General features: G+C 67.2%; 25 protein-coding genes, 1 tRNA gene and 1 pseudogene. 15 read left to right on the forward strand and 12 right to left on the reverse strand.

The window, feature by feature from the left end; genetic code table 11:
• The first annotated feature begins 131 nt into the window (after window positions 1-131).
• A complete protein-coding gene (locus GLP40_RS25780) occupies window positions 132-914 on the forward strand; it encodes a GTP-binding protein (protein ID WP_154790600.1) in 783 nt (260 codons plus the stop codon).
• 205 nt (window positions 915-1,119) lie between these two features.
• Here GLP40_RS25780 and GLP40_RS25785 read toward each other — a convergent pair whose 3' ends face one another.
• Window positions 1,120-1,503, reverse strand: coding sequence for a hypothetical protein (locus tag GLP40_RS25785; RefSeq protein WP_154790601.1), 384 nt, complete (start codon window positions 1,501-1,503; stop codon window positions 1,120-1,122).
• 303 nt (window positions 1,504-1,806) lie between these two features.
• Window positions 1,807-2,259, reverse strand: a complete 453-nt coding sequence (locus tag GLP40_RS25790; protein WP_154790602.1) for a hypothetical protein — start codon at window positions 2,257-2,259, stop codon at window positions 1,807-1,809.
• Window positions 2,260-2,310: 51 nt separating this feature from the next.
• Between GLP40_RS25790 and GLP40_RS25795 the strand changes: the two genes are divergently transcribed.
• Together GLP40_RS25795 and GLP40_RS25800 are read left to right on the forward strand one after the other, a co-directional pair.
• Window positions 2,311-3,012 (forward strand): TetR/AcrR family transcriptional regulator, encoded by a 702-nt coding sequence (locus GLP40_RS25795; protein WP_328290679.1) that lies wholly within the window; start codon window positions 2,311-2,313, stop codon window positions 3,010-3,012.
• A gap of 55 nt (window positions 3,013-3,067) precedes the next feature.
• Complete coding sequence (locus GLP40_RS25800) at window positions 3,068-3,553, forward strand: acetyltransferase (RefSeq protein WP_154790604.1); 486 nt, start codon at window positions 3,068-3,070, stop codon at window positions 3,551-3,553.
• A gap of 380 nt (window positions 3,554-3,933) precedes the next feature.
• Here the strand turns inward: GLP40_RS25800 and GLP40_RS25805 are convergent, their stop codons facing one another.
• Entirely contained in the window at window positions 3,934-4,290 is a 357-nt protein-coding gene (locus GLP40_RS25805) for a MerR family transcriptional regulator (protein WP_407671665.1), read from the reverse strand.
• Window positions 4,291-4,412: 122 nt separating this feature from the next.
• On the opposite strand from GLP40_RS25805, the gene GLP40_RS25810 reads away from it, so the two are divergent.
• From GLP40_RS25810 to GLP40_RS25825, 4 genes are all read left to right on the forward strand, one after another.
• Window positions 4,413-4,850 carry an Hsp20/alpha crystallin family protein gene (locus GLP40_RS25810; protein ID WP_154790605.1) on the forward strand — a complete coding sequence of 146 codons (438 nt, stop codon included), beginning with the start codon at window positions 4,413-4,415 and terminating at the stop codon, window positions 4,848-4,850.
• Between the two features lie 691 nt (window positions 4,851-5,541).
• Window positions 5,542-6,471: a haloalkane dehalogenase gene (locus GLP40_RS25815; protein ID WP_154790606.1), complete on the forward strand. Its 930-nt coding sequence runs from the start codon at window positions 5,542-5,544 to the stop codon at window positions 6,469-6,471.
• Window positions 6,472-6,735: 264 nt separating this feature from the next.
• Window positions 6,736-6,891 carry a hypothetical protein gene (locus GLP40_RS25820; RefSeq protein ID WP_196054788.1) on the forward strand — a complete coding sequence of 52 codons (156 nt, stop codon included), beginning with the start codon at window positions 6,736-6,738 and terminating at the stop codon, window positions 6,889-6,891.
• 49 nt (window positions 6,892-6,940) lie between these two features.
• Window positions 6,941-7,411 carry a PIN domain-containing protein gene (locus tag GLP40_RS25825; RefSeq protein ID WP_154790607.1) on the forward strand — a complete coding sequence of 157 codons (471 nt, stop codon included), beginning with the start codon at window positions 6,941-6,943 and terminating at the stop codon, window positions 7,409-7,411.
• Between the two features lie 87 nt (window positions 7,412-7,498).
• On the opposite strand, the gene GLP40_RS25830 is transcribed toward GLP40_RS25825, so the two are convergent.
• From GLP40_RS25830 to GLP40_RS25845, 4 genes are all read right to left on the reverse strand, one after another.
• Window positions 7,499-7,570: transfer RNA gene (locus GLP40_RS25830), tRNA-Val, on the reverse strand.
• 63 nt (window positions 7,571-7,633) lie between these two features.
• Complete coding sequence (locus GLP40_RS25835) at window positions 7,634-8,098, reverse strand: peroxiredoxin (RefSeq protein ID WP_154790608.1); 465 nt, start codon at window positions 8,096-8,098, stop codon at window positions 7,634-7,636.
• 108 nt (window positions 8,099-8,206) lie between these two features.
• A complete protein-coding gene (locus GLP40_RS25840) occupies window positions 8,207-8,629 on the reverse strand; it encodes a DUF3052 domain-containing protein (RefSeq protein ID WP_328290680.1) in 423 nt (140 codons plus the stop codon).
• Between the two features lie 184 nt (window positions 8,630-8,813).
• Entirely contained in the window at window positions 8,814-9,368 is a 555-nt protein-coding gene (locus tag GLP40_RS25845; protein WP_328290651.1) for a hypothetical protein, read from the reverse strand.
• A gap of 214 nt (window positions 9,369-9,582) precedes the next feature.
• On the opposite strand from GLP40_RS25845, the gene aceE reads away from it, so the two are divergent.
• From aceE to GLP40_RS25875, 6 genes are all read left to right on the forward strand, one after another.
• On the forward strand, window positions 9,583-12,450 hold the full coding sequence (gene aceE / locus GLP40_RS25850; protein WP_154790705.1) for a pyruvate dehydrogenase (acetyl-transferring), homodimeric type: 2,868 nt from the start codon (window positions 9,583-9,585) through the stop codon (window positions 12,448-12,450).
• Between the two features lie 45 nt (window positions 12,451-12,495).
• Entirely contained in the window at window positions 12,496-13,797 is a 1,302-nt protein-coding gene (locus tag GLP40_RS25855) for a PucR family transcriptional regulator (RefSeq protein ID WP_407671669.1), read from the forward strand.
• A 127-nt stretch (window positions 13,798-13,924) separates the two neighbouring features.
• Entirely contained in the window at window positions 13,925-14,839 is a 915-nt protein-coding gene (locus tag GLP40_RS25860; RefSeq protein WP_328290653.1) for an ACP S-malonyltransferase, read from the forward strand.
• Window positions 14,840-14,938: 99 nt separating this feature from the next.
• A complete protein-coding gene (gene acpM / locus GLP40_RS25865) occupies window positions 14,939-15,244 on the forward strand; it encodes a meromycolate extension acyl carrier protein AcpM (protein WP_033086997.1) in 306 nt (101 codons plus the stop codon).
• Window positions 15,245-15,255: 11 nt separating this feature from the next.
• Entirely contained in the window at window positions 15,256-16,506 is a 1,251-nt protein-coding gene (locus GLP40_RS25870) for a KasA/KasB family beta-ketoacyl-ACP synthase (RefSeq protein ID WP_328290654.1), read from the forward strand.
• Between the two features lie 183 nt (window positions 16,507-16,689).
• A complete protein-coding gene (locus tag GLP40_RS25875; RefSeq protein WP_154790610.1) occupies window positions 16,690-18,120 on the forward strand; it encodes an acyl-CoA carboxylase subunit beta in 1,431 nt (476 codons plus the stop codon).
• A gap of 99 nt (window positions 18,121-18,219) precedes the next feature.
• Here the strand turns inward: GLP40_RS25875 and GLP40_RS25880 are convergent, their stop codons facing one another.
• From GLP40_RS25880 to GLP40_RS25890, 3 genes are all read right to left on the reverse strand, one after another.
• Window positions 18,220-18,633, reverse strand: coding sequence for a hypothetical protein (locus GLP40_RS25880; protein ID WP_154790611.1), 414 nt, complete (start codon window positions 18,631-18,633; stop codon window positions 18,220-18,222).
• A gap of 107 nt (window positions 18,634-18,740) precedes the next feature.
• A complete protein-coding gene (locus GLP40_RS25885; RefSeq protein ID WP_328290655.1) occupies window positions 18,741-19,274 on the reverse strand; it encodes a DUF3145 domain-containing protein in 534 nt (177 codons plus the stop codon).
• A gap of 103 nt (window positions 19,275-19,377) precedes the next feature.
• Window positions 19,378-20,208 (reverse strand): serine hydrolase domain-containing protein, encoded by an 831-nt coding sequence (locus GLP40_RS25890; protein ID WP_328290656.1) that lies wholly within the window; start codon window positions 20,206-20,208, stop codon window positions 19,378-19,380.
• A 324-nt stretch (window positions 20,209-20,532) separates the two neighbouring features.
• On the opposite strand from GLP40_RS25890, the gene GLP40_RS25895 reads away from it, so the two are divergent.
• Together GLP40_RS25895 and GLP40_RS25900 are read left to right on the forward strand one after the other, a co-directional pair.
• Window positions 20,533-21,723 (forward strand): serine hydrolase domain-containing protein, encoded by a 1,191-nt coding sequence (locus GLP40_RS25895; RefSeq protein ID WP_154790613.1) that lies wholly within the window; start codon window positions 20,533-20,535, stop codon window positions 21,721-21,723.
• A gap of 32 nt (window positions 21,724-21,755) precedes the next feature.
• A pseudogene (locus GLP40_RS25900) lies at window positions 21,756-22,748 on the forward strand (agmatine deiminase family protein); the annotation flags it as partial.
• A gap of 3 nt (window positions 22,749-22,751) precedes the next feature.
• On the opposite strand, the gene GLP40_RS25905 reads toward GLP40_RS25900, so the two are convergent.
• Together GLP40_RS25905 and GLP40_RS25910 are read right to left on the reverse strand one after the other, a co-directional pair.
• A complete protein-coding gene (locus tag GLP40_RS25905) occupies window positions 22,752-23,330 on the reverse strand; it encodes a DinB family protein (protein ID WP_154790614.1) in 579 nt (192 codons plus the stop codon).
• 80 nt (window positions 23,331-23,410) lie between these two features.
• On the reverse strand, window positions 23,411-24,466 hold the full coding sequence (locus GLP40_RS25910; protein ID WP_407671666.1) for a phosphotransferase family protein: 1,056 nt from the start codon (window positions 24,464-24,466) through the stop codon (window positions 23,411-23,413).
• Window positions 24,467-24,654 lie beyond the last annotated feature (188 nt).

Genomic DNA, 24,654 nt, shown 5'->3' on the forward strand with positions numbered 1-24,654 from the left:
AGCCCCGACGGTATAGGAACACGTTCTATTTTGGGGCCGAATTCCGCTCCAGCGATCCGCGACCAGAGGTACCGTGACTCCAGATTGAGGATGCGCCGCCGCCTCGAGTCGATCTGGAGTACCACAACGCGATGGGCACCGAAGCCATTGACCCACAGTCGATCCGCAACGTCACGATCATCGGTCATCCCGACGAGACAACACGCGTGATCCACCGACTGCACCGCCGCTTCGGCAAGGCCGGGTCCGGCACGACGACCACGATCCGTTGGACGACAGGCCGCGTAGAGCACACGATTCGCGTCACCGAGCTATCGAGCCACGCACCCATCGCAGATTTGGAGCGCTCCATTCGCGTAGCCGACGGAGTGATCGCAGTCGTCCATGCCGCCGCAACCAGCGCCCCGCGCCTCGAGACAATCCTGCGAGTCGCCGACGACCACCAGGTCGCCCGGCTCTGCCTGATCACCGGACTCGAGCACCCCGCCGCCACCTTCGACCGCCACGTCCGAAAGATCACCGATATTCGCGGCGCTGTCCCGGTGCCGCTGCAGCTCCCTATCGGCATCGGCACCGATTTCGAAGGCGTCATCGACCTGGCCTCGATGTGGGCGCTGGGACCGCTGGCCGCCGAAATCCTCGGCAGCCACTGGAAAGTCGCCGAGCAGCACTATCGCAGCCTCATCGAAACGGTCACCGCCCAAGCCCTGGATGCCTCCCGCGACCCGCGAGACGTCGAAGTGGACGAGCTGCATCACCGCATCCGCTGCCTCACCCGCATCGGTGACGTCGTCCCCGTCCTTTGCAGCGCAGCCCCCACCACTGACGACACGACCTCACTCCTGGACGCCATCGCCCGCTACTTGCCGTCCCCCTTGGACGTCTGCCAACCAGAACACGCCCTGGACTACTGACAGCCGTCTCTCCCGAGCCGGCTGACCCTCGTTCAGGCCTATCGAACTGCGGTACAACCAGATTCGGCTTCACTCCGGAATGGACTATCGCACACTCAATGGAGTGGAGTCCGACTGGTTCGAGCGGAATCAGGCAGCTCGAGATAACCGAACCTCGCTGTCCGACAAAGTTCCGGCCCCTCCGAAAAGCGGATTCGGCCATACCTCAGCGGTTCCAGGTCCCGCCTGCTCGTGCGACGTGGCGGTGAAGGGCGGTGTAGTGGATGCCGAGGACGTCGGCGACCGCTGGACCCCCTCCGGTCCCGCCGTTGTCGCCGCAGCCGCCGTCGCCGCAGGTTCCGCCGTTGTCGCCGCAGTTGGCACCGTTGCAGCCACCATGGGGCGGGACCGGCGGAGGTGGCGGGGGTGCCGGGGCGACGGCATGACCGCCCCATCCCCAAGGCCGATCGACCTGCACTATGCCGGACACCGGGGTCGGCGCGGCCACGGCCGGAACCGCCGCCATCACCGGAGTCGCCATCGCCACCGCCGCCGACGCGACCTCGGCGAACAGCTGACGCGTGATATTTCGGTAATTCTGGTTGGTCATCATCATCGCCTTTCCTGCCGCGGGACACGGTCCAGGATCTAGCGGGCGATCAGGTCGCTGCTGGAGTCCGCCGCCGCCTTCTTCGGCGAGCGCGCCAGCGCTCTCAACTCGAGGCCGGTCGCCCGTATCAGTCTTTGCCGAGCACGTGGGCGAGCTGGCTCTGAACGCGCGGTCGATTGCGTGCTGGACCCCGTCGGACGCGGTGGCCATACCCCGGCCCGGAACCGAGCAAACCCGCGCGGTGTGCCTGGATCTCTCTACCGCCGGTCGCAGCGGGAACACCGCTACCACCCGCGCCCTGCCCTACCGACTCGTGACTCTTCTGGCAAAGATCAATGCCGCCGCCGCGGGAATGACAGACAGCGCAAACAACATCCGGGCCGCGGCGGCGGTGTGAGCGGAGTCGGCGAACTCCATCAGATTGGTGATCGTTCCAGCGCAGGCGGATCCGAAGGCGGTCGCGGTCAGCTGCACGGTCGTCGCAGACGCTCCCGCGACCTCCTGATCATCGTCACCGGCCAGTAGCAGGACGTCGGTCAGCAGGTGCGGCCACACCGCGCCGACACCCCAGCCCAGCAACAACAAGCCGATCGCGATGACCAGTACGAGCGCCCACGAAGTCGATCGGACCGGCCCGGCGAGCGTGAGAACCACCAGCCCGGCCACGGAGAAGGCCGGAGCTGTCCCGATCACCAATGCCCGGCGACTCGTGACGCCGCTGAAGGCAATCGATCCCGCCGTCCATCCGGCGGCCATGACCCCCCCCTGGCCGCGACGACAGGTGCGGGACGACCGCGCGATCCGAACATCGATCACTCCGTACGGGAGGCCGCGCTCACCCTGCTGATGGAGGTCGGCTACCGCGGGCTCTCGGTCGACGCGATAGCTCGCTCGGCGGGCAGCAACCGGGCCGCGGTCTATCGCCGCTGGCCCAGCCTGCCCGCGCTCGTGCTCGACGCGCTCGCCACGCGTCTCGGCGAGGTGCGCGCACCCGACACCGGGTGCACGATCTGCGACCTGTCCGATGCGATCAAATTGCACCTCAACATTTTTCGACGCTTGCCGCCCGACTCCCTGGCATCGCTGCTCGCCGACTGCAATGCCACCCCGGCGCTGCGGGAGACGTTCATGGGCTCACTGTTCCGGCCACCGCGCGCCGCGGTCGCCCAAGTCCTCGACACGGCCATCGCCCGTGGAGATCTGCGGGAGGACACCAACCGCGACCTACTCCTCGACCTGCTGGCCTCACTCGTGCACTATCGCGCCCTGTTCGCCCACGCTCCCACCACCGACGACGACGTCGAGGACGCCGTCCATGCCCTCCTGCGCGGCGTCGCCGTCGACTACGAACAGCTCGTCGCGATCAGCAAGGCGAAGACCGGCGATCCCCTGATCCACCACCGGCACGTCGGCCTCGAGTCGCGTGATGCCGCAGAACCGGGATCCCGCACATCGGCCGCGGTGATCGATACGGCGTCCCCGCCCGCCGTGCGGAACGCCGGAGAATAAGTCCTCTTCCACTGCCGGTAACGGGCACGTCAGTGCGCACAACGAATGGAACACGATGTCTCTCAACGCACATACCGATGACCTGGGCCAGAACACCGCACCCGTCCTCCGCGCGTGCGAGGGCCCCGACGAATGGCCCGCCCTGGTGCGGATCTGGCGAAGCGCCGTCGAAGCGACCCACGACTTCCTCACTCCCGAGGACATCGATTTCTACGAGGAGCGCATCGCCAACGAGTACTTGGCCGCGGTCACACTGACGGTAGCCACCGTCGACGACGTTCCGGTCGGATTCTCCGGCACCGCCGACGGCAAGCTGGAGATGCTGTTCATCGACCGCCGCCAGCACGGTCGAGGCGTCGGAACAGCCCTGTTGCGCAAAGCGATCGACGAGACACCCGATCTACTCGTCGACGTCAACGAGCAGAACCCCCAGGCCGTCGGATTCTACGAGCGTCACGGATTCGTCACCCTCGCCCGTTCGGACATCGACGCCGACGGCCGCCCCTTCCCGATCCTGCATCTCGGACGACGAACCCGCTGACCAACCGCCCGAACCGAATCCGAATCCGCCCGATAGGGGCGGGCGTGGACAGCGCCCATCGAACAATCCGCGTCGATCCGCCCGCGTGGCTGAGATACGTTGGGCCCCTTGACCTTCAGCCCTACGCGCAGACCGGGTTCGCACGCAGACCCGCGTGAGGGTCGGGAACGCCGCTGCTCATGACCATGCCGATCGAGCATTGCGCTCGACGTCGTCGACGAAATCGCGGATCCGAACCGACCGCGACCCCATGGCGGCGTCGCAGCGACCAAAAGTGCTGCGCCCCGGAGCGTTCGGGATCCACACACGGTGTCGGTCTCTCCACATCCCGGCCTCGGCAGGTCAGCGAATCAGGCGCGAGCGCGGGGTGTCCCGACCCGCTACCGCGGGTCGGCAGGCCGATCGCTCTCGGCGGTGAGCGCCGCGGTGGCATCGCGCAGGGCGGTGTTGGCGTCTTCGAGTTCGAGGATCCGTCTGATGCCGACCAGGTTGATCCCTTGTCCGGCCAGTGCGGTGATGCGCGCGACCCGGGCGAGGTCGTCGGCGCTGTAGCGGCGGGTGCCGCCGCCGCTGCGGGCAGGGGTGATCAGCCCGTGCTGCTCGTACAGGCGCAGGGTCTGGACCCCGACGCCGGACAGCTCGGCGGCCACCGAGATCGCATACACGGCCTGCCCCGACAGCGGTAGGTGGCTCCGCTCCTCCGCCGGCGGCGCGTCTATCTCCCTGTTCTCACGCACTTGCTGCTCGCCCTCCGATTACCTCTCCACAGACCTTGCACTCACCTCTCTAGAGTGCTGAATGTTATCTATGTCAGATGACATAGTTTATCTAAGTTTCCTTCAATCGAGAATGGAGTGAACTGGAGATAGCGACCATGCTGATGCGCACCGATCCCTTCCGCGACCTGGATCGATTGACTCAGCAGGTTTTCGGTACACCCGCCCGGCCGGTGGTGATGCCGATGGACGCCTGGCGTGACGGGGACGAGTTCTTCGTCGAACTCGACCTGCCCGGTGTCGACCCGGACTCTCTCGATCTGGATGTCGAACGCAATGTGGTGACCGTGCGGGCCTCGCGCCCGGAACTGGATCCGGACCGGTCGATGATCGCCGCGGAGCGCACGCGCGGCGTGTTCAGCCGCCAGTTGTTCCTGGGCGAGAATCTCGACACCGATCAGATCCGGGCCGACTACCGCGACGGGGTGCTGCGGTTGACCATCCCGGTCGCCGAGAAGGCCAAACCCCGCAAGATCGAGATCGCCCGCCCCGGCAACGCCCACCAGGCCATCGACGCCTGAACACGATCGAGGTCGCAGGAGGTCCTGTGATGGCGTGCTCGACCGATCACCGCACGACTGAACGTGTCGAGGGGCTCTCGCACCTCGACGCCGATCTGCTGACGCTGGATCCCGATCTCGAGAAACTGTTCGCCGAGATCGACGACATCCTGTGTGACGCCGCCAGCCGTTGGCGGCCGCCGCGGCGACGCAAGACGCCCCGGCAATGGTCGCGTCCGCCCGTTCGTCTCCGACGGCGGCCGCCTGCCCGTCGCCGCGGTCGCCGACCCCGCCCGGTGCCGGCGAGCCAGCGCGGTCCGCCCGCCACGGTCGGCGCCCTGCCGGTCGTAGTGGAACCCATGAGAGCGAGGTGATGCCCGTCAGACACCACAACAGCGGTTCTTGCGTCGGGACGCACCATCTCCTGCACGTTGACACCGATCGGCCCGGAACCCTCACCGGCACCGGTACCGCCACCGCGTGTGGCAGCAGCAGGCAGATGCGACTCCCGCCCCTCGGCAAGTGACCGCAGAAGCCCGTCAGATCCCTTCCAGCGACGGGTGGGCCCGGTCAGCGGTGCGCTTCCGGGCCCACCCGGCCCCTTCACATCCAGGGCTGGGGGGGCATATTCCGGGATGTGTACGGCATTTCATCCTCGGGTGCCCACGCGTTCGGCTGCCGCACGAGTCAAGCGAGAGCTAGCTTCGAAGTCATGGACACCCTGCGCACACCCGACGAGCGTTTCGCCGGTCTGCCCCAATTCCCGTATGCGCCGCGATACGCGGAGGTGCCCGACGGTGAAGGGGGCACGATGCGGATGGCGTGGGTCGAGGGCGGGCCTTCCGACGCGCACCCGGTGCTGATGCTGCACGGCGAGCCGTCGTGGTCGTTTCTGTACCGTCGAATGATTCCGATACTGGCGGCGGCAGGTCACCGGGTGATCTGCCCGGATCTGGTGGGTTTCGGCCGCTCGGACAAGCCCACCCGGATCGAGGACCACACCTACGCCCGCCACGTGGAGTGGGTGCGGACCCTGGTGTTCGACCACCTCGATCTCACCGAAGTGACGCTGGTGGGCCAGGATTGGGGTGGGCTGATCGGATTGCGGTTGGCCGCTGAACATCCCGACCGGTTCGCGAGTCTGGTCGTCGCCAACACCGGGCTGCCCACCGGGGACATCCCGATGCCCAAGGTCTGGTGGCGGTTTCGCGAAGCAATCCGCACCCAGCCGACGATCGACGTCGGCGGATTCGTGCAATCCGGGTGCCGGCGCCCGCTCGACGAGGCGGTTCGAGCCGCATACGACGCGCCATTTCCCGACGACTCCTATTGCGCCGGCCCCCGCGCATTGCCGGGCCTCGTGCCCACCGGTCCCGACGACCCCGCGGCCCCGGCGAACCGCGCCGCATGGGCGACGTTGTGTGAGAGCCCGACCCCAATGCTCGTGGCCTTCAGCGACAGCGACCCGATCACCGGTGCGATGGCCCCCATCTTCCAGCGGGAGATGCGCGGAGCCCACGGCCACGACCATCCCGTCATTCGCGATGCCGGGCACTTCCTGCAAGAAGACGCCGGAGAAGAACTGGCCAACCAGATCGTCGGATTCCTCCGAACCATCGGCGCGGGCCGCGATCCCCGCTGAGAAACCGGTGGTTGGAACCTACTCCATTGCCGGACCCCGACTCGGAGGACGTGACAGCGCGCCGATGCGGGTTGACCTCACCAGTCGGCGGACATACCGCCCTCACCAGGCCGTCATGCCAGCTACTCACCCACGAGTGGCCAACTGGTTCAACAACTCTCGGCTGATGGGCCACCTCGGCCCTATCGAGTATGAAGCCGACTACTATCCGACCTGCTCCCAGCAACTGGATAAAGACAGACAACCGGGTGCGCACGAAAACACGTGCCCGAGGAAGTGCGGGACGCGATCGCCGGGCGAACCGCCGCCCGAGGCCAGTCGACTCAGGTCTACCTGCGCGCGCTGCTGGAACGAGAGTTCCGAGCCGAGCGCAACCACCATCTCCTCGAGAGTTTGTCGGCCGCCGGAGCCTGGCGATGAACGCCGACGACGTGGCCGAGGAGATCCGGAGCGGACACGAGGACGATGAGTGGCCGTCGTCAACCCGAATGCCATGGTGATGGCACTGGTCAGCCCCGCGGCGCAAGGGGACGCCGCCCGCGCGGCGATGGTTGCCGACGACGACTGGATCGCGCCCGCCCATATGCCCCTGGAGGTGTTGCGCACCCTGCGCAAGGCCGTCCTCGGTGACCGTCTGAGCGCCAATGACGCCGACGCAGCCTTCGGAGCGCTCACTGCCATGCAGATCGAATACATCGGAACCGATCTCGCCCTGCTGCAAGCGGTTTGGGCCATGCGCCACTATGTTTTCGGTCTACGACGCCGCCTACCTGGCCATCGCAACCATGCAGGACGCCCGCTTCGCCAAAGCGGCCGAACAAGTGACACCCGACGTACGCGTTACGCTACTTTGACCCACTGGGTAAGAGCACGTCGCGATATCGCGAGAACCTGGGACAAGAGACCGCAGGCTTACCGGCATTTTGGGGACAACTCATAGACAGTTCTCGAACGCATGGGCGAAGGAAGAACCTGCGCGCCGATCTGGCGTTTCGGCTCGAAAAACATTCCGCTGGGTCTGACGAAGTGGGCGCAGAGGGGATCGAACCCCCGACCGCTGGTGTGTAAAACCAGTGCTCTACCGCTGAGCTATACGCCCCAACTGCCCGGCGGGCGCCGAGGTTGGATGGTGTCGCCGGACGTGGGGGTCCGGAGGCACGGGTTATGAATCTAGTGTGGCGAGGGCTTTTTCCCAAGCGTGCTGGTCACGGGGCTCGCCGGGGCCGTTCATTTCGGCGAAGCGGATGATGCCGTCCTTGTCGACGACGAAGGTGCCGCGGTTGGGGTAGCCGGATTTCTCGTTGAAGACGCCGTAGGACTGGGCTACGGCGCCGTGGGGCCAGAAGTCGGAGAGGAGCGGGAAGGTGTAGCCCTGTTCGGCGGCCCAGATTTTGTGGGTGGGCGGTGGGCCTACGGAGATGGCGAGGATCTCGGCGTTGTCGTTCTGGAACTTGGGGAGTTCGTCGCGGACCTTGCACAGTTCACCCTGGCAGATGCCGGTGAACGCCAAGGGGTAGAAGACGAGCAGGACGTTCTTCTCACCACGGAAGCTCGACAGCGTGATTTCCTGGTTGTTCTGGTCTTTCAGCGTGAAGTCCGGTGCGACCGTGCCGATCTCGAGCGGCATAACCTTTCCCCTCCATCCTGTGGTCCTGGCGCAGCACCGAGCGACATGTTGGTGGAGACACGGGGAATCCACCGGGCCGCTCGGTTGACTGAAACCTTAGTGGAGGCCTCAGCGCTGCTTGGAGGGCGTCTTGGGCTGGGTGAGCTTGGTGCCAGTCCAGGTGCCCAGGGACACGGGTGTGGTCGCGGTGAGGCCGGCCGGGGTGGCCGACTCGCCGATCTCGCTCGGGTCGACATGGCCGGGCTGACCGGTCTTGGGGGTGAGCACCCAGACGACGCCGTCGTCGGCGAGCGGGGTGATCACGTTGAGTAGCTCGTCCACCAGGTCACCGTCGCCGTCTCGCCACCACAGCAGGACGACGTCGACCACCTCGTCGGTGTCTTCGTCGAGCAGCTCGGAACCGGTGGCTTCCTCGATCTCGGCGCGAAGCGCGTCGTCGGTATCTTCGTCCCAGCCCAGTTCCTGAACCACCATGTCGTGTGAAATGCCAAGCTTCTGAGCGTAGTTCTGCGCGTCCGCCGCGGCGACCACGGTGGTGTCCTCCTCAACTCCAGACAATAGGTAGTTGCAAGCGAACATGGTAAAAGCCCCCAGCGCAAGCCGATCGGCCGAAATCGCACCCTAAATGTCGTATGTGCGACCGTCGAGATTCATCGGACACCGTGCGGGTGCTCCTGGCGATCTGCCCGATCACCGGGGCAAAACGCCCCGCCGACTAGGACGGACAGCCGTTGCGGACCGCGGTCAGAGCATCGTTGACCTTGCGGCTCGCGTCGTTCAGCGGCGCCACGGACGAATTCGTCGTCATCTTGCGCACCTCCGCCGCCAGTCCCCGCGCCGCGGTCACATAGTCGGTGAACTTCTGACCCAGATCCGCCGGCAGGTCCGCGCCCGAGGCACTCACCTGAGCCTCGACCGTCTTCGCGGCGTCCTCGAGCGCCGTCGCCGCCGCGTCGCGCTTGGCGATCTGGTCGGCCGCGTTCCCGTCGTGCGCGTCGACGAAATCGTTGTAGCGGTCGACGGCGGTCCCGGTGGTCTTGCGGAACGGACTGCAGTTGTCGGAGGTCGCCTTGGCGATCGCCGCCGCCGCTTTCGACGAGGCCGCCGCCGCTGAGGACGACGCCGCCTCGGCCCGATACGACGTCACCTGAACCTGATTCGCGGTCGCGGTACCCTCGACCGTGTTCGCGCACCCGGCCAGTACCAACCCCGCCGCCACGGCCGCGAACGCGCACACCAACCCGAACCCACGCGGGTTCAGCAACTTCACTTGGTTCCTCCCGATCAACCCGGCGGTTCCCTGCGCAACCGTACTGGATTTCCGGCTGACATGATGACCTGGGTCGCATCATCGACAAGGATGTGAGATGCGCCCCAGACCAATCGTTACGGGTATGCCGCCCACCAGCGGATACCCGGGGTATTGACGCCACACCAGATGTCCCACCCCATGTGTACGAGGAGCAAACGTCTTGACCGACTTGATGCACCCAACTTCGTCGAATTCCACCAATGGATCGACACGCAAGTCCCCGGCGGGAGGCCGGGTTCGAGTGATTCGCGAGGGGGTGGCGTCATACCTGCCGGACATCGACCCGGAGGAGACCAGCGAATGGCTCGACTCCTTCGACGAAATGCTCACCCGCGAGGGCCCCGGCCGCGCCCGCTACCTCATGCTGCGCCTGCTCGAACGCGCCGGTGAGCGCCATGTCGCCATCCCCGCGTTGACCTCCACCGACTATGTCAACACCATCCCCACCGAGAATGAGCCGTGGTTCCCCGGCGACGAGGAGGTGGAGCGCCGCTTCCGCGCCTACATCCGGTGGAATGCCGCCATCATGGTGCACCGCGCCCAACGCCCGGGAATCGGTGTGGGCGGCCACATTTCGACCTACGCGTCCTCCGCGGCGCTCTACGAGGTCGGTTTCAACCACTTCTTCCGCGGTAAGGACCACCCGGGCGGCGGCGACCAGGTGTTCATTCAGGGCCACGCCTCTCCCGGCATCTACGCCCGCGCCTTCCTGGAGGGCCGCCTCACCACAGACCAGATGGACGGTTTCCGCCAGGAGTACAGCCACGGCGGGCCCGGCCGCGGCCTGTCGTCCTACCCGCACCCGCGCCTGATGCCGGACTTCTGGGAATTCCCCACGGTGTCAATGGGTCTGGGCCCGATGAACGCCATCTATCAGGCCCGCTTCAACCACTACCTGCACGACCGCGGCATCAAGAACACCGAGGATCAGCACGTGTGGGCCTTCCTCGGCGACGGCGAGATGGACGAGCCGGAGTCGCGCGGCCTGATCCAGGTGGCCGCCAACGAGGGCCTGGACAACCTGACCTTCGTCATCAACTGCAACCTGCAACGCCTCGACGGCCCGGTCCGCGGCAACGGCAAGATCATTCAGGAGCTGGAGTCGTTCTTCCGCGGCGCCGGCTGGAATGTCATCAAGGTGGTCTGGGGCCGCGAGTGGGACGCCCTGCTGCAAGCCGACCGCGACGGCGCCCTGGTGAACCTGATGAACACCACGCCCGACGGCGACTACCAGACCTACAAGGCCAATGACGGCGCCTATGTGCGCGAGCACTTCTTCGGCCGCGATCCGCGCACCAAGGAGCTCGTCAAGGGCCTGTCCGATTCCGAGGTCTGGAACCTCAAGCGCGGCGGCCACGACTACCGCAAGATCTACGCCGCCTACGCGGCGGCCATGGCGCACAAGGGCCAGCCGACGGTCATTCTCGCCAAGACCATCAAGGGCTACGGCCTGGGCAAGCACTTCGAGGCCCGCAACGCCACGCACCAGATGAAGAAGATGACCCTCGACGATCTGAAGGCGTTCCGCGACCTGCAGCGCATTCCGATCACCGACGCGGAGCTCGAGGCCAACCCCTATCTGCCGCCGTACTACCACCCCGGCCAGGACGCACCGGAGATCCAGTACATGATGGATCGCCGCAGGCAACTGGGCGGCTTCGTCCCCGAGCGCCGCACGCTGGCAAAGCCTCTGCAACTGCCGGGTGACGAGTCCTACCGTTCGGTCCGCAAGGGTTCGGGCAAACAGCCGGTGGCCACCACCATGGCGTTCGTGCGCCTGATGAAGGAGCTGTTGCGCGACAAGGAGATCGGCAAGCGCATCGTCCCGATCATCCCCGACGAGGCCCGCACCTTCGGTATGGACTCGTGGTTCCCCTCCTTGAAGATCTACAACCGCAACGGCCAGTTGTACACCTCGGTCGACGCGGAATTGATGCTTGCCTACAAGGAGTCGAGCGTCGGCCAGATCCTGCACGAGGGCATCAACGAGGCCGGTTCCACCGCGAGCTTCACCGCGGTGGGCACCTCCTACGCCACTCACGGCGAGCCGATGATCCCGCTCTACATCTTCTATTCGATGTTCGGCTTCCAGCGCACGGGCGATGGCCTGTGGGCGGCGGCGGACCAGATGGCGCGCGGATTCGTACTCGGGGCAACCGCCGGGCGAACCACACTGACCGGTGAGGGCCTGCAGCACAATGACGGTCACTCGCTTCTGCTGGCCTCGACCAACCCGGCCTGCGCCGCCTACGACCCGGCCTTCTCCTTCGAGATCGCCCACATCGTGCGCGATGGCATGCGCCGCATGTACGGCGGCGGCGTGGCCCAGGGCTACCAGGAGTCGCTGCCCGGCACCGATCCCGAATCCCATTCGGTGCACCACGAATTCGGCGGCGAGGACATCTTCTACTACATCACCCTCTACAACGAGCCCTACGTGCAGCCGGCCGAGCCGGAGAATCTGGATGTGGCGGGCCTGCTCAAGGGCATCTACCTCTACCGGCCCGCCGGCGCCGGCGAGCTGCGCGCCAACATCCTGGTCGCGGGCGTCACCATGCCCGACGGTCTGCGCGCGCAGGAGATGCTGGCGCAGGAGTGGGGTGTGCAGGCGGATGTGTACTCGGTGACCTCATGGGGTGAGCTCCGCAAGGAGGCCCTGGCCAAGGAGATCGCCAAACTCCGTCACCCCGACCAGGATCCGGGCCTGCCCTACATCACCGAGGTGCTCTCCGAGGCCCAAGGCCCGTTCGTCGCCGCCTCCGACTGGGTGCGTGCGGTGCCGGACCAGATCCGCCAGTGGGTGCCGGGCGAGTACATCACGCTGGGCACCGACGGTTTCGGTTTCTCCGACACCCGCCCGGCCGCGCGCCGCGTGTTCAATGTGGATGCCGCGTCCATCGTGGTCGCCGCGCTGCAGGGTCTCGCTGCTCAGGGCCGGATCGCACCCGCCACGGTGGCCGAGGCGGCGAGCCGCTACGCCATCGACGACGTGAACGCCGCGCCGAAGGCGGCACCCGGTACCGAAGGCGGCGACGCATAACCGAACATAAACACCGTGGAACGTAAACCGCCGAGGCCGCGCCGGATCAATGAGGAGGGCACCTCCTCTCATGAGGTCTACCTCCCGACCGGCGCACTCTCCCCGAATCGGCAGACGCGCGACCCGCTTCCGGACACGCTCCTGAAACGGGTCAAGCAGTTCTCCGGTCGCCTGTCCACCGAGGCCGTGGCCTCGATGCAGGATCGGTTGCCGTTCTTCACCAATCTGGATGCCGCCCAGCGGGCCGGTGTCCAGATGCTGGTGCAGACGGCGGTGGTGAACTTCCTGGAGTGGCTGCAGGACCCGGAGTCGGATATCCGGTTCAGTCTCGATGCCTTCCAAGTGATTCCGGACGATCTGGCGCGGCGGCTGACGCTGCGCCAGACCGTCGACATGGTCCGGGTGGCCATGGAGTTCTTCGAGCAGTGGCTGCCGGCCTTGGCGCGCAACGACCGTCAGCTGGTGGCGCTCACCGAGGCGGTGCTGCGTTACGGGCGGGAGCTCGGTTTCGCCGCCGCGTCGGTGTACGCCTCGGCCGCCGAGTCCCGCGGCGCGTGGGACACCCGATTGGAGGCCCTGGTCGTCGACGCTGTGGTGCGCGGTGACACCGGCCCCGAAATGCTCTCGCGGGCGGCCACTCTCAATTGGGACGCCACCGCGCCCGCCACGGTCCTGGTGGGCACGCCCCCCAAGGATCAGGTGGCCGTTGTCAGTTCCGTACATACGGTGGCCGCCCGGCACGGCCGCAACGCGCTGGCCGTGGTGCAGGGTTCGCGGCTGGTAATGGTAGTCAGCGGACATCTCGGGGACCCGATGTACCCGTCCCCATTCCTCGCGGACCTACTCGCGGAGGCCTTCTCCGAGAGCCCGGTGGTGATCGGCCCGACCATGCGAACCCTGTCCGCGGCGCACCTCAGCGCGGTGGAGGCGATGGCCGGCATGGAGGCGGTGGTGGGCTGGCGGGGTGCGCCGCGCCCGGTGCACGCCTCCGAACTGTTGCCCGAACGCGCCCTGCTCGGCGACCGTGCGGCCGTGGACGCCCTGAACGAGCATCTCGTGCTACCGTTGGCCGCCGCCAGCGCCGATCTTTCGGACACGCTGGACGCGTATCTGGATTGCGGTGGAGCCGTCGAGACCTGCGCCCGCCAGCTGTTCGTTCATCCAAATACTGTGCGCTATCGCCTGAAGCGGATCGCCGACATCACGGGACGTGATCCGATGAATCCGCGCGATGCCTATGTGTTACGCATCGCTGCCACAGTAGGCAGGCTGACACGAACTCGTAACGAATCACCCACTCCTGCCACTGATATGACTCCCGTCACAGACCCGAAGGATGGGCTGTAACGAGATTCGAGGATCGGGCGATCGGGTCACCCCACTTGGCCTTTTGTGGACTCCTCACAAAACTGCCAAGCAAGCTTCATTCGCGCCGACATCTCGTGAGAGCGTGCTCACAGTGTTTTCTTGACTCGTGATCGCATTGCTCGCCCCTGGACAGGGCTCTCAGACACCCGGCATGCTCACCCCTTGGCTCGAACTCCCCGGCGCCGCGGACCGCGTCGCGCTGTGGTCGAAGGCCTCGGGGCTGGACCTGCTGCGGTTGGGCACGACTGCGACCGCCGATGAAATCGTCGACACGGCTGTCACCCAGCCGCTCGTCGTCGCGGCTGCCCTCTTGGCTTTCGCGGAAATCCCGCAGGGATCGCTTCCCGCGGATACCATCGTCGCCGGACACTCGGTCGGCGAATTCGCCGCCGCTGCCGTCGCCGGAGTCATCTCCGCCGATGACGCGGTGGCCCTGGCCGCCATCCGCGGAGCGGAAATGGCCAAAGCTTGCGCACTCGAGCCGACCGGTATGTCCGCGGTGCTCGGTGGTGACGAAGCGGAGGTGCTCGCTCGTCTCGAGGAACTCGGCCTGATTCCGGCCAACCGCAATGCGGTGGGTCAGATCGTGGCAGCGGGTAAGCTCGAGGCGCTCGAAGCCCTTGCCGCGAACCCGCCCGAAAAGGCCCGCGTCCGCGCACTGCCGGTCGCGGGCGCCTTCCACACCGCGTTCATGGCACCCGCCCAGGACGCGGTAGCGGAGGCTATCGCCAAAATCGCTCCCGGTGAGCCGGCCCGGAGCCTGCTGTCGAACTTCGACGGCCAGCCGGTCAGCTCCGGCCAGGATGCGATCGACAAGCTCGCTGCCCAGGTCACGCGCCCCGTGCGCTGGGACCTGTGCACCGAAACGATCCGTGCGGCAGGGGTTTCCGCGGTGGCAGAGTTGCCGCCGGCGGGCACCCTGGTCGGCATCGCCAAGCGGGAGCTCAAGGGCACCCCGAACCTGGCGCTGAAGACCCCCGCGGACCTCCCCGCGCTCGCCGAACTCACCGCGGCAAGCTAGCTTGACTCGCGGCCCGCTCCCATCAACGGCGATGGAGCAATCGGGTCGCAAACACAAGAAACCCAACCCCTCACAGGAAACAAGAAGGGAGCCACCACAGTGGCCGCTCTGACCCAGGAACAGATCGTCGAAGAGCTCGGCAAGATCATCGAAGAGGTGACCGGTATCGAGCCCTCCGAGGTGACAATCGAGAAGTCCTTCGTCGACGACCTGGACATCGACTCGCTGTCGATGGTCGAGATCGCCGTCCAGACCGAGGACAAGTACGGCGTCAAGATCCCCGATGAGGACCTGGCGAGCCTGAAGACCGTTGGCGACGCGGTGGCGTACATCCAGAAGCTCGAGGCCGAGAACTCCGACGCGGCCGCTGAGCTGAAGGCCAAGTTCGGCGCCGAGGGCGAGTAGGAACCGACACCGTGACCACTCCTTCCACCTTGAACGGGAACTTTCCCAACGTCGTCGTAACGAGCATGGCGGCGACCACGTCGATCGCCGGTGACGTCGATGCGACGTGGAAGGGCCTCCTCAATGGCGAGAGCGGCATCGACACGCTCGGGGACGACTTCATTGCGGAGTACGACCTTCCGGTTCGAATCGGCGGCCATCTGAAGGTGTCGCCGGACACGCTGCTCGACCGGGTCGAGATCCGTCGCATGGCGTATGTCGAGCGACTGGCGACCGTGCTCGGTCGCGAGGTGTGGAAGAACGCCGGTTCTCCCGAGGTCGACCCGCTGCGGCTGGGCGTGTCCATCGGCACCGGTCTCGGCGGCGGCGATGCGCTGATCGATTCGGTCGACAAGCTGAAGAACGGTGGCTACCGCAAGGTTTCGCCGCTGGCCGTTCAGATGGTCATGCCGAATGGTCCGTCCGCCGTGGTCGGTCTCGAGCTCAAGGCCCGCGCGGGAGTGGTCACTCCGGTCTCGGCGTGCTCGTCAGGTTCGGAGGCCATCGCCAACGCGTGGCGAATGATCGTCATGGGTGACGCCGACATGATCGTCACCGGCGGCGTCGAGGGATTCATCGACTCGATTCCGATCGCCGCGTTCTCCATGATGCGGGCCATGTCGACCCGCAACGACGATCCGAAGGGCGCCTCGCGCCCGTTCGACAAGGATCGCGACGGCTTCGTCTTCGGCGAAGCGGGCGCGCTCATGGTCATCGAGACCGAGGAGCACGCCAAGGCGCGTGGCGCCACCATCCACGCCCGTCTCATGGGCGCGGGAATTACCTCCGACGGATACCATCTGGTGGCTCCCGATCCGGAGGGCACCGGTGCGGCTCGCGCCATGGAGCGCGCGATCCAGACCGCGGGTCTGTCCGCCCAGGACATCACCCACGTCAACGCCCACGCGACCGCCACCCCCGTGGGTGACACCGCGGAGGCCAACGCGATTCACAAGGCAGGCGTCAAGCATGCCTCGGTGTACGCGCCCAAGTCGGCCCTGGGGCATTCGATCGGCGCCGTCGGCGCCCTCGAGTCGATTCTCACGGTGCTCAGCATCCGGGACGGCATCGTCCCGCCGACGCTGAACCTCGACAACCAGGATCCGGCGATCGACCTGGATGTGGTGCACGGCGAGGCTCGCCGTCAGGACATCGAGTACGCGATCAACAACTCCTTCGGTTTCGGTGGGCACAATGTCGCGCTCGCCTTCGGCCGGTACTGACACGGATTCGTCCCGGTAAACCGGAAATCCGGACCAGCTTTACCGGTCAGTAAGACAAGCGGTCCCGGCAGGGTCTGGGAGGGAGAGCCCGCACCCTTGGGTTCTCTCGAGAGAAGCCCTGCCGGGACTTCGACATTCGCAGCCGCTCTCAGCGACCGCACTTCCCTTTGAGGAGAGTTTGCGATGACCATCATGGCTCCCGCGCATGCGGACACCACGACCGATCCCCGTGACCCGCTGGGTCGGTTGCAGCGCTTCTTCGATCCCGGAACCGTTCTCCCGCTCCACCCCCGCGACAAGTCCGGTGTGCTCGCCGCCATTGGTGAGGTCGACGGCGTCCGCACCGTCGCCTACTGCTCCGATGCCACCGTGATGGGCGGCGCCATGGGCGTCGAGGGTTGCAAGCACATCGTCGACGCCATTGATACGGCGATCGATTCGAAAGTTCCCGTTGTGGGCCTGTGGCATTCGGGCGGCGCCCGCCTCGCTGAAGGTGTGGAGGCGCTGCACGCGGTCGGTCTGGTCTTCGAGGCCATGGTCCGCGCGTCCGGCCAGGTCCCCCAGATTTCGGTGGTGCTCGGCTTCGCCGCCGGCGGCGCCGCCTACGGTCCCGCGCTGACCGACATCGTCATCATGGCGCCGGAAGGCCGCGTCTTCGTGACCGGCCCGGACATCGTGAAGACGGTGACCGGCGAGAGCGTCGACATGGCGACCCTGGGTGGCCCGATCACCCACGGCAAGAAGTCCGGCGTCTGCCACATCGTGGCCGACGACGAGTCCGACGCCCTGCACCGCGCCCGGCGCCTGGTCTCGATGTTCGCCGAGCAGGGCGAATTCGACCTGGCCGCCGCCGAACACGGCGATGTGGACCTCAAGGCCATGATGCCGGAGTCGGCCAAGCGCGCCTACGACGTCAAGCCGATCATCAACGAGCTGCTCGACAACGTCGACGGCGAAAGCACTTTCGAGGAACTGCAGGGCGGCTACGCCCGCTCCATGGTGGTCGGCCTGGGCCGGCTCGGCGGCCGCACCGTCGGCGTCCTGGCCAACAACCCGATCCGCCTGGGCGGCTGCCTCAATTCCGAAAGCGCCGAGAAGGCTTCGCGTTTCGTGCGCCTGTGCAACGCCTTCGGCATCCCGTTGATCGTCGTCACCGATGTGCCGGGCTACCTGCCGGGCGTCTCCCAGGAGTTCGAGGGCGTGGTGCGTCGCGGCGCCAAGCTGCTGCACGCCTTCGCCGAGGCCCGCGTCCCGCGCGTCACCCTGGTCACCCGCAAGATCTACGGCGGCGCCTACATCGCGATGAACGCCCGCTCGCTGGGCGCTACCGCCGTGTACGCCTGGCCGGGTTCCGAGGTCGCCGTCATGGGCGCCAAGGCCGCGGTCGGCATCCTGCACAAGAAGGCTCTCGCGGCCGCTCCGGAGGAGGAGCGCGAGGCCCTGCTCGAGCGCCTCACCGAGGAGCATGAGCGCATTGCGGGCGGTGTCGGCCGGGCCATCTCCATCGGCGTCGTCGACGAGGTCATCGATCCCGCCAAGACCCGCTCCACCATTGCCGCCGCCCTGGCTGCCGCCCCGGCGCGGGCTCAGCACAACAAGAACATTCCGCTGTAATCGGTTACACGGCAACGCAATAGCGGGCGGTCTCTCCGGAGACCGCCCGCTTTTCGTTGGTGCCGACCGCTTTCGCAGGCCGCGGTCAGGCCGGATGATTCAGGATTGGAGGCGGATCTTGTCGGCGGATTCGTTTTGGCTCGAGCATTCCTGGTAGGAGCCGGGGGCGGATCGGCGTTCGCCGCAGACCCAGCGGACGGTGTCGATGGTGACGGCTATGTCGCCGGTGGATTGTTCGGCGCGTTCGTCGGCGTAGGCGGTGACGACGGAGATGGCGGTGGGGCAGAAGTCGTTTCCCTTGGCGGTGGACACGACGACGGCGAGGCCCCAGGGCCCGGTGCCGCAGTGGATGGCTTCGTGGCCTGCCGCCGGGAAGGCGGCGGTGGGTGTGCCGGGGGTGGGGTGGGCCGAGCTGGCCGATGCGCCGGTGGCGGCGGTGTCGTTGCAGGCCGACAGGGTGAATGCCGTTGCCATTATCAGGGCCGCGCCCGCGATGTTCGCTGTGGTCCGCACGAATCCTCCTCGTCGGCTATCCCTTCCCTGGGCATTGTGCCCGTTTCGGGGCGTTCGGGGGGAAGGCTCGCGCGGTTCGGCGGCGCGGTGGCGGTGGAGCGGGTGGATCAGCCGACGTCGCGGCGCAACCAGGTGACCTCCGCTCCCTCGCCGCCGAGGCGGTAGGGCTCGAGGATGTCGTCCCAGGCGGTGCCGAGAGCGCGGTCGATCTCGGCGGCGATCTCGGCGGCCGAGCCGCGGCCGTGGGCGCGGGCCTCGGCGACGATGGCGCGCAGCCGCATTTCGCCGACCATGACATCACCGCTCGCGCCGGTGACCCCGCTCCAGAGTCCGAGGCCGGGGACGAAGCTGAAGCGTTCGCCGTCGACACCCTCGCTGGGGTCCTCGGTGACTTCGAAATACAGCACCGGCCAATCTCGCAATGCTCTGGCTAATCGGCCGCCGGTGCCGACCGGTCCGCACCAATCGGTGGTGGCGCGCAGCTGTCCGGGGTCGGCGGGCTGCGCGGTCCAGCGCAGTTTCGCGGGTGCTTTGAGCGTCGAGGTGAGAGCCCATTCGACGTGCGGACACAGCGCGGCCGACGACGAATGGATATAGACGACTCCAGACGTCGTCTCCGCGAACTGACTAGACGCGCGCACCACTGACACCTCCGGCTCGACGAGGGACGTCTTCCCCAACGACCCCTGCCCCGAACTCGGCGTTGCCCGAGTTTACTGGAGTGCCCGGTGTTGCGTGTGTTACTTATTGCCGGTGTCGGCCTCGCGCAAACTCCGCGATCACGGCGTCGCTGAGAGGCGGCCACGCGGCTCGGGCCCAGTCACCGAAATTCTCGTCCGCCAGCGCGAGACACGCCATCCCGACGTCCGGGTCCACCCAGAGAAATGTTCCGGACTGCCCGAAGTGCCCGAAGGTCCGCGGCGAGTTCGCTCCTCCCGTCCAGTGTGGCGATTTATGGTCGCGGATTTCGAATCCCAGCCCCCAGTCGTTGGGTCGCTGCGACCCGTAGCCGGGCAGTACTCCACTGCGTCCCGGGAATTGCACTGTGCTTGCTTCGGAAACCAGCTCAGTACTCAGAACAGTCGGTTCCAGCAATTCTTCGGCGAAACGCAGGAGATCTGCGACCGAGGACCGGCCCGCATGCCCGGCCGGACCCACCAGCGCGGAGGAGGTCATGCCCAGCGGTTCGAAAACCGCCTCGCGCAGATACTGATCGAACGGGATACCGGTCTGCGCCGCAACGAAGTCCGCGAGCACCTCGAACCCGGCACTGGAGTAGATCCGCTTCGCGCCCGGCCGAGCCAGCACCGCGGTGGTGTCGAAGGCCATCCCGGAGGTGTGGGCGAGCAGATGCCGCACGGTGGATCCGGGCGGCCCCGCGGGCTGGTCCAGTTCGATCGCGCCCTCTTCGACGGCGACCAGAACCGCGTACGCCACAAGGGGTTTGGTCACCGAGGCGAGCGGAAATACCTTCGTGGTGTCGCCCTCGGTGTCCACCACGCCCTTCTCACGGACGACGACCCCCGCCGCCGCGTTCCGGACCGGCCACCGTCGAATCTGCTCCAGCGCTCGCACGCATGGAGCCTACTGTGTTCGATATTGCCCTCCGCTTCGCTCCGATGGCGTCGAGGTCTCGATTCCTCCCGCGCCGCAGTGCGGTGTGCTCGCCGTCGGAGGTGGGTGTGCGACTGCCTCGGTCGCAGCTACGACGGGGCTCGGTCCGCAGCAATGATGCGGATATCCGCCGGAGTTCGGGTATGAACGGCCGCGCCGCCTGGCCATACCGCCGAAATGGCGGCAGGGTGCCGCGTCCACCGCGGATTCGCACTGCTCACAGCTATGCACTGGCATCGCAATGCCCCCGCACAGACCGTACGCCCGGTTACGATCGAACCCATCATGAGTGAGCAGGTCACGATCCACGGCGAGGTGGACGCGGGTTTCGGCCCGGTCGCCGACGCTTTCCAGCGCAACTTCACCCGGCACGGCGAGATCGGTGCGGCGGTGGCGGTGTTCGACGGCGATCGGCCGGTGGTGGATCTGTGGGCGGGGCATCGGGATCGCAAGCGCCGGCTGGCCTGGGAGCGCGACACCATGGCACCGGTGTGGTCCTCGACCAAGGGCATGACCGCGTTCGCGGTGGCGTCGGCGGTGTCGCGGGGCCTGCTGGACTACGAGGATCCGGTGGCGCTGCACTGGCCGGAGTTCGCCGCGCACGGCAAGGAATCCATTACGGTGCGGCAGCTGCTGGACCACCAGGCCGGTCTGGCCGCCCTGGATCGGCCGTTCCGGCTCACCGACATGGCCGATCTGGATCGTATGGCCGTCGTGCTGGCCGAGCAGAAACCGTTGTGGCGGCCGGGAACCCGGCACGGCTACCACCCGATCACGGCCGGTCTGTATCAGGGTGAGCTACTGCGTCGCGTCGATCCGCGGCATCGCACGCTGGGACGCATCTTCGCCGAGGACATCGCGGCCCCGCTGGGCGCGGAGTTCTATATCGGCCTGCCGGAAGAGGTTTCGCTCGATCGCGTGGCCACCCTGTCGGCGACCGAGGGTCTCGATATTCTGCGCTACGAGCGGGATCTGCCCGTGCGCATCGGAATTCAGCTCTACAGCAAGCGCGGCCTGTCCTTCCGCGCCCTGAACAGCCCGCAGGTGGGTGCGCCCGCCCGCGCCGCCCGGCGAGAGTTCCTCGCGGTGGAGAGCCCGGCCGCCGGCGGTGTCGGCACCGCCCGGGCGCTGGCGCGGGTGTACGGCGCGGCCGCCGGTCGGACGGGTGAGTTGCCGATCGATCGAAACCTACTGGACCGCTTGGCCTCCCCCGACACCGCCGACGATGTCCCGGCCGAGGATCTGGTGCTGCTCACCCCGAGCCGCTACCACCTGGGTTTCCGCAAGTCTCGCGGCGGTTTCCGGTTCGGCGCCGACAAGCGCGCCTACGGCACGACCGGCTATGGCGGCTCGTTCGGATTCGCCGATCCGGCAACCGGTCTGGGTTTCGGCTATGTGATGAACCGCCTGGGCATGGCGGTGCTCGACGACGTCCGTTCGCGCAATCTCCGTGAGGCTCTGCTCCGCTGTCGTTGACCGAAAGGAATACGTCCATGCCGCCGCAACCGTGGGTGATGCCCGACGAAGGACAGCCGCATCGACGAACCTGGATGGCGTTCGGGGCCGACGAACGGGTGTGGACGGCCGAGCTGCTGCCCCGCATACGCGAGGACGTGGCGCGCATCGCCCGCGCCGTCGCGCAATTCGAGCCGGTGTCGATGCTGGTGCGGCCGGAGGAGTTCGATCTGGCGCGCGCCCTGGCCGGTTCACAGGTGGCGCTGGTGCCGGCGGAGATGGATGATCTGTGGCTGCGCGACAGCGGCCCGGTGTTCGTGCGCGGCGACGGCGCCTCGGCCGCGGTCGATTTCAACTTCAACGGCTGGGGCGGCAAGCAGGACCATCGTAAGGACGCGCGGCTGGCCGCGCTGGTGGCCGAGCGCAGCGACGCCGAGGTGCTGACCACCGAGCTGGTGCTCGAGGGCGGCGGTATCGAGGTCGACGGCGCGGGCACCGCCATCATCACCGAGAGCTGCGTACTCAACGACAATCGCAATCCCGGCTGGCAGCGTGCCGACGTGGAGGCGGAACTCGCTCGGCTGCTGGGGATTTCGAAGGTGATCTGGCTGCCCGGCATCGCGGACCACGACGTCACCGATGGCCACACCGATTTCTACGCGCGGTTCGCAGGCCCGGGGGTGGTGCTGGCCGGTCGCGAGGACGACCCGAACTGCTACGACTACGGCGTCACCCGCCGCCACCTGGCCATTCTCCAGAATTCCGCCGATGCTCAGGGTCGCCCCCTGCGGGTGGAGGTGATTCCGGGCCCGATGAAGGCGCGCAAGGAGTTCACCGACGACGAGTTCGCGGCCGGATACATGAATTTCTACGTCTGCAATGGCGGCGTCGTGGCGCCCGAGTTCGGGGATCCGTGGGCCGACGCCTACGCGGAAGCCACACTGGCACGCCTGTTTCCGGGCCGCCGGGTGGTGCAGATCGATGTCGACGCCGTCGCGGCGGGCGGCGGCGGCATCCACTGCACGACCCAGCAGGAGCCTGTCTAGGCGTCAGCGCTCGACATCGTGCGCGTGGTGCACGAGGTCGTGCAGGAAGTACAGCGCCATGGAGTCGACGGTGAACGCGGAGCCGTTGCCGCGCAGCGCGGCCCGGTCGCGCTCGGCGATCGGCACGGACGCGAAGGCGTGGGCGACGGTGTCGACGGCCGCCGCGAGTTCCGCTGCCACGGTGGCGGTTTCGGCGGCGGCGTAGTTCGCGGCGACCGCGGTGGCATCCTGATCCCAGTTGGCGAACATGGGAATGCCATTGTCCCCCATGGTGACCGCGGTGTCATAGGCGGCGATCATCGGCCCGGGGCGGGGGCCGCCGGTGCGGGCGATGTCGAGCCGGTGGGTGAAGATGCGGCACACGTCGCGGGCGTGCGCCGCGTATTCGAGCGGCGACCAGGTCGCGTCATCGGGACGCTGCCGGGCGTCCGGCCGTTCCAGGGCGGCGCTGATCCGGGCGGCGCTGTCGCGGAGCGACCCCGGCACGGCCTCGTAGGCGGTGGCGTCGGGGTCGAATCCGCAGTCGGCGCAGGCGCGTTCGAGCACCCAGGTCCAGTCTTTGGTATCGGGAACGATCGGCATGGCGACCAAATTACGGTGGCATTAGTTTTCCGGCCACCAATATCCGGTCACCCTGCGACAAGATGGCGACACGTTTGCCGTCACTCCATCAGCTTGTGCGCCTTCTCGAACAGCTCGAGGGTGATGGCGTGCAGGAAGTCGCCGACCTGCTTGGGCGCCTTGCCCGCGAAGGCCCGCGCGTGCGTGCCCTCCAGCACGATGCCGAGCTTGAAGCACGCGAGCACGGTGTACCAGGTCACCGAGCTCAGGTCGCGATCGGAGAACTGCCCGTAGTGGGCGATCATCTCCTCGGGCGTGGGCAGGCCGCCCACCGCGCCCAGCTTGCCGACCAGCGCCGCGCCGGTGGTGCCGGGCTCGGGGCGGGTGGCGATCTGCCATCCCAGGTCCAGCAGCGGGTCGCCGATGGTGGACATCTCCCAGTCGACCATGGCCACCACTTCGGGACCGTCGAAGGAGAACATCATGTTGGCGAGGTGGCAGTCGCCGTGCAGGATGCCGGCCCTCGGCTGGACCGGGCGGTTGCGGTCGAGCCAGTCGCCGACCCGCTGGACGCCCGGGATCTCCGGGCCGGGGTAGCCCTCGTTGGCGCTGTAGGAGTCGAGTTCCTTGAGCCAGCGCGGCACCTGGCGCTCCAGGAAGCCCTCCGGCTTGCCATAGCCGGTCAGGCCGAGCGCCTCGTGGTCGAGCGAGCCGAGGCGGGCGATGGCCTCGACCGCGGACAGCCCCATCTGTCGGCGCACCTCGGGATCAGAGGCGTGCAGTTCGGGCAGCTCGTTCTGCGGGTTGAAGCCGATGATCGGCTCCATGAGGTAGAAGGACGCGCCGAGCACGGATTCGTCGGGGCAGGCCGCGATCACCTTGGGGGCGCGGATCTCGGTGTCGCCGAGCGCGCCGAGAATGCGGGATTCGCGCTGGATGACGGTGTTGCTGGCCGCGCGCAGGTGCTTGGGTCCGCGCCGCAGCACGTACTCACGGCCACCGCGGCGGAAGCGCAGCATGATGTTCTGGGTGCCGCCGCCCAGCGGCTTCACCTCCTCGAACTCCCCGCCGGGCAAGCCCTGCCCTTCCATCCACTTTCCGACGATCGCGAAATCGACGACGTCACGATCCACTTCGACCGGCTGCGCAACAGACATGCCGCCCATTGTGCCGTAGCGGTCCACACGAACTGAAGGCAGTCGCCAGCAGTAACCGCCGCAGTGCGTTCGTGGCGGAGCGCGGGAAGGCGGAGCGCTCGATTCTCGCTCCTCCTTCCCGCCCTCGGAGCAGCGGAGGAGGGAAGCATCGAGACCTCGGGCCCGCGAACCCCGCCCGGAGCGAGGCG

Origin of the sequence: Nocardia aurantiaca, assembly GCF_009708175.1 — a bacterium.
Lineage (GTDB): Bacteria > Actinomycetota > Actinomycetes > Mycobacteriales > Mycobacteriaceae > Nocardia > Nocardia aurantiaca.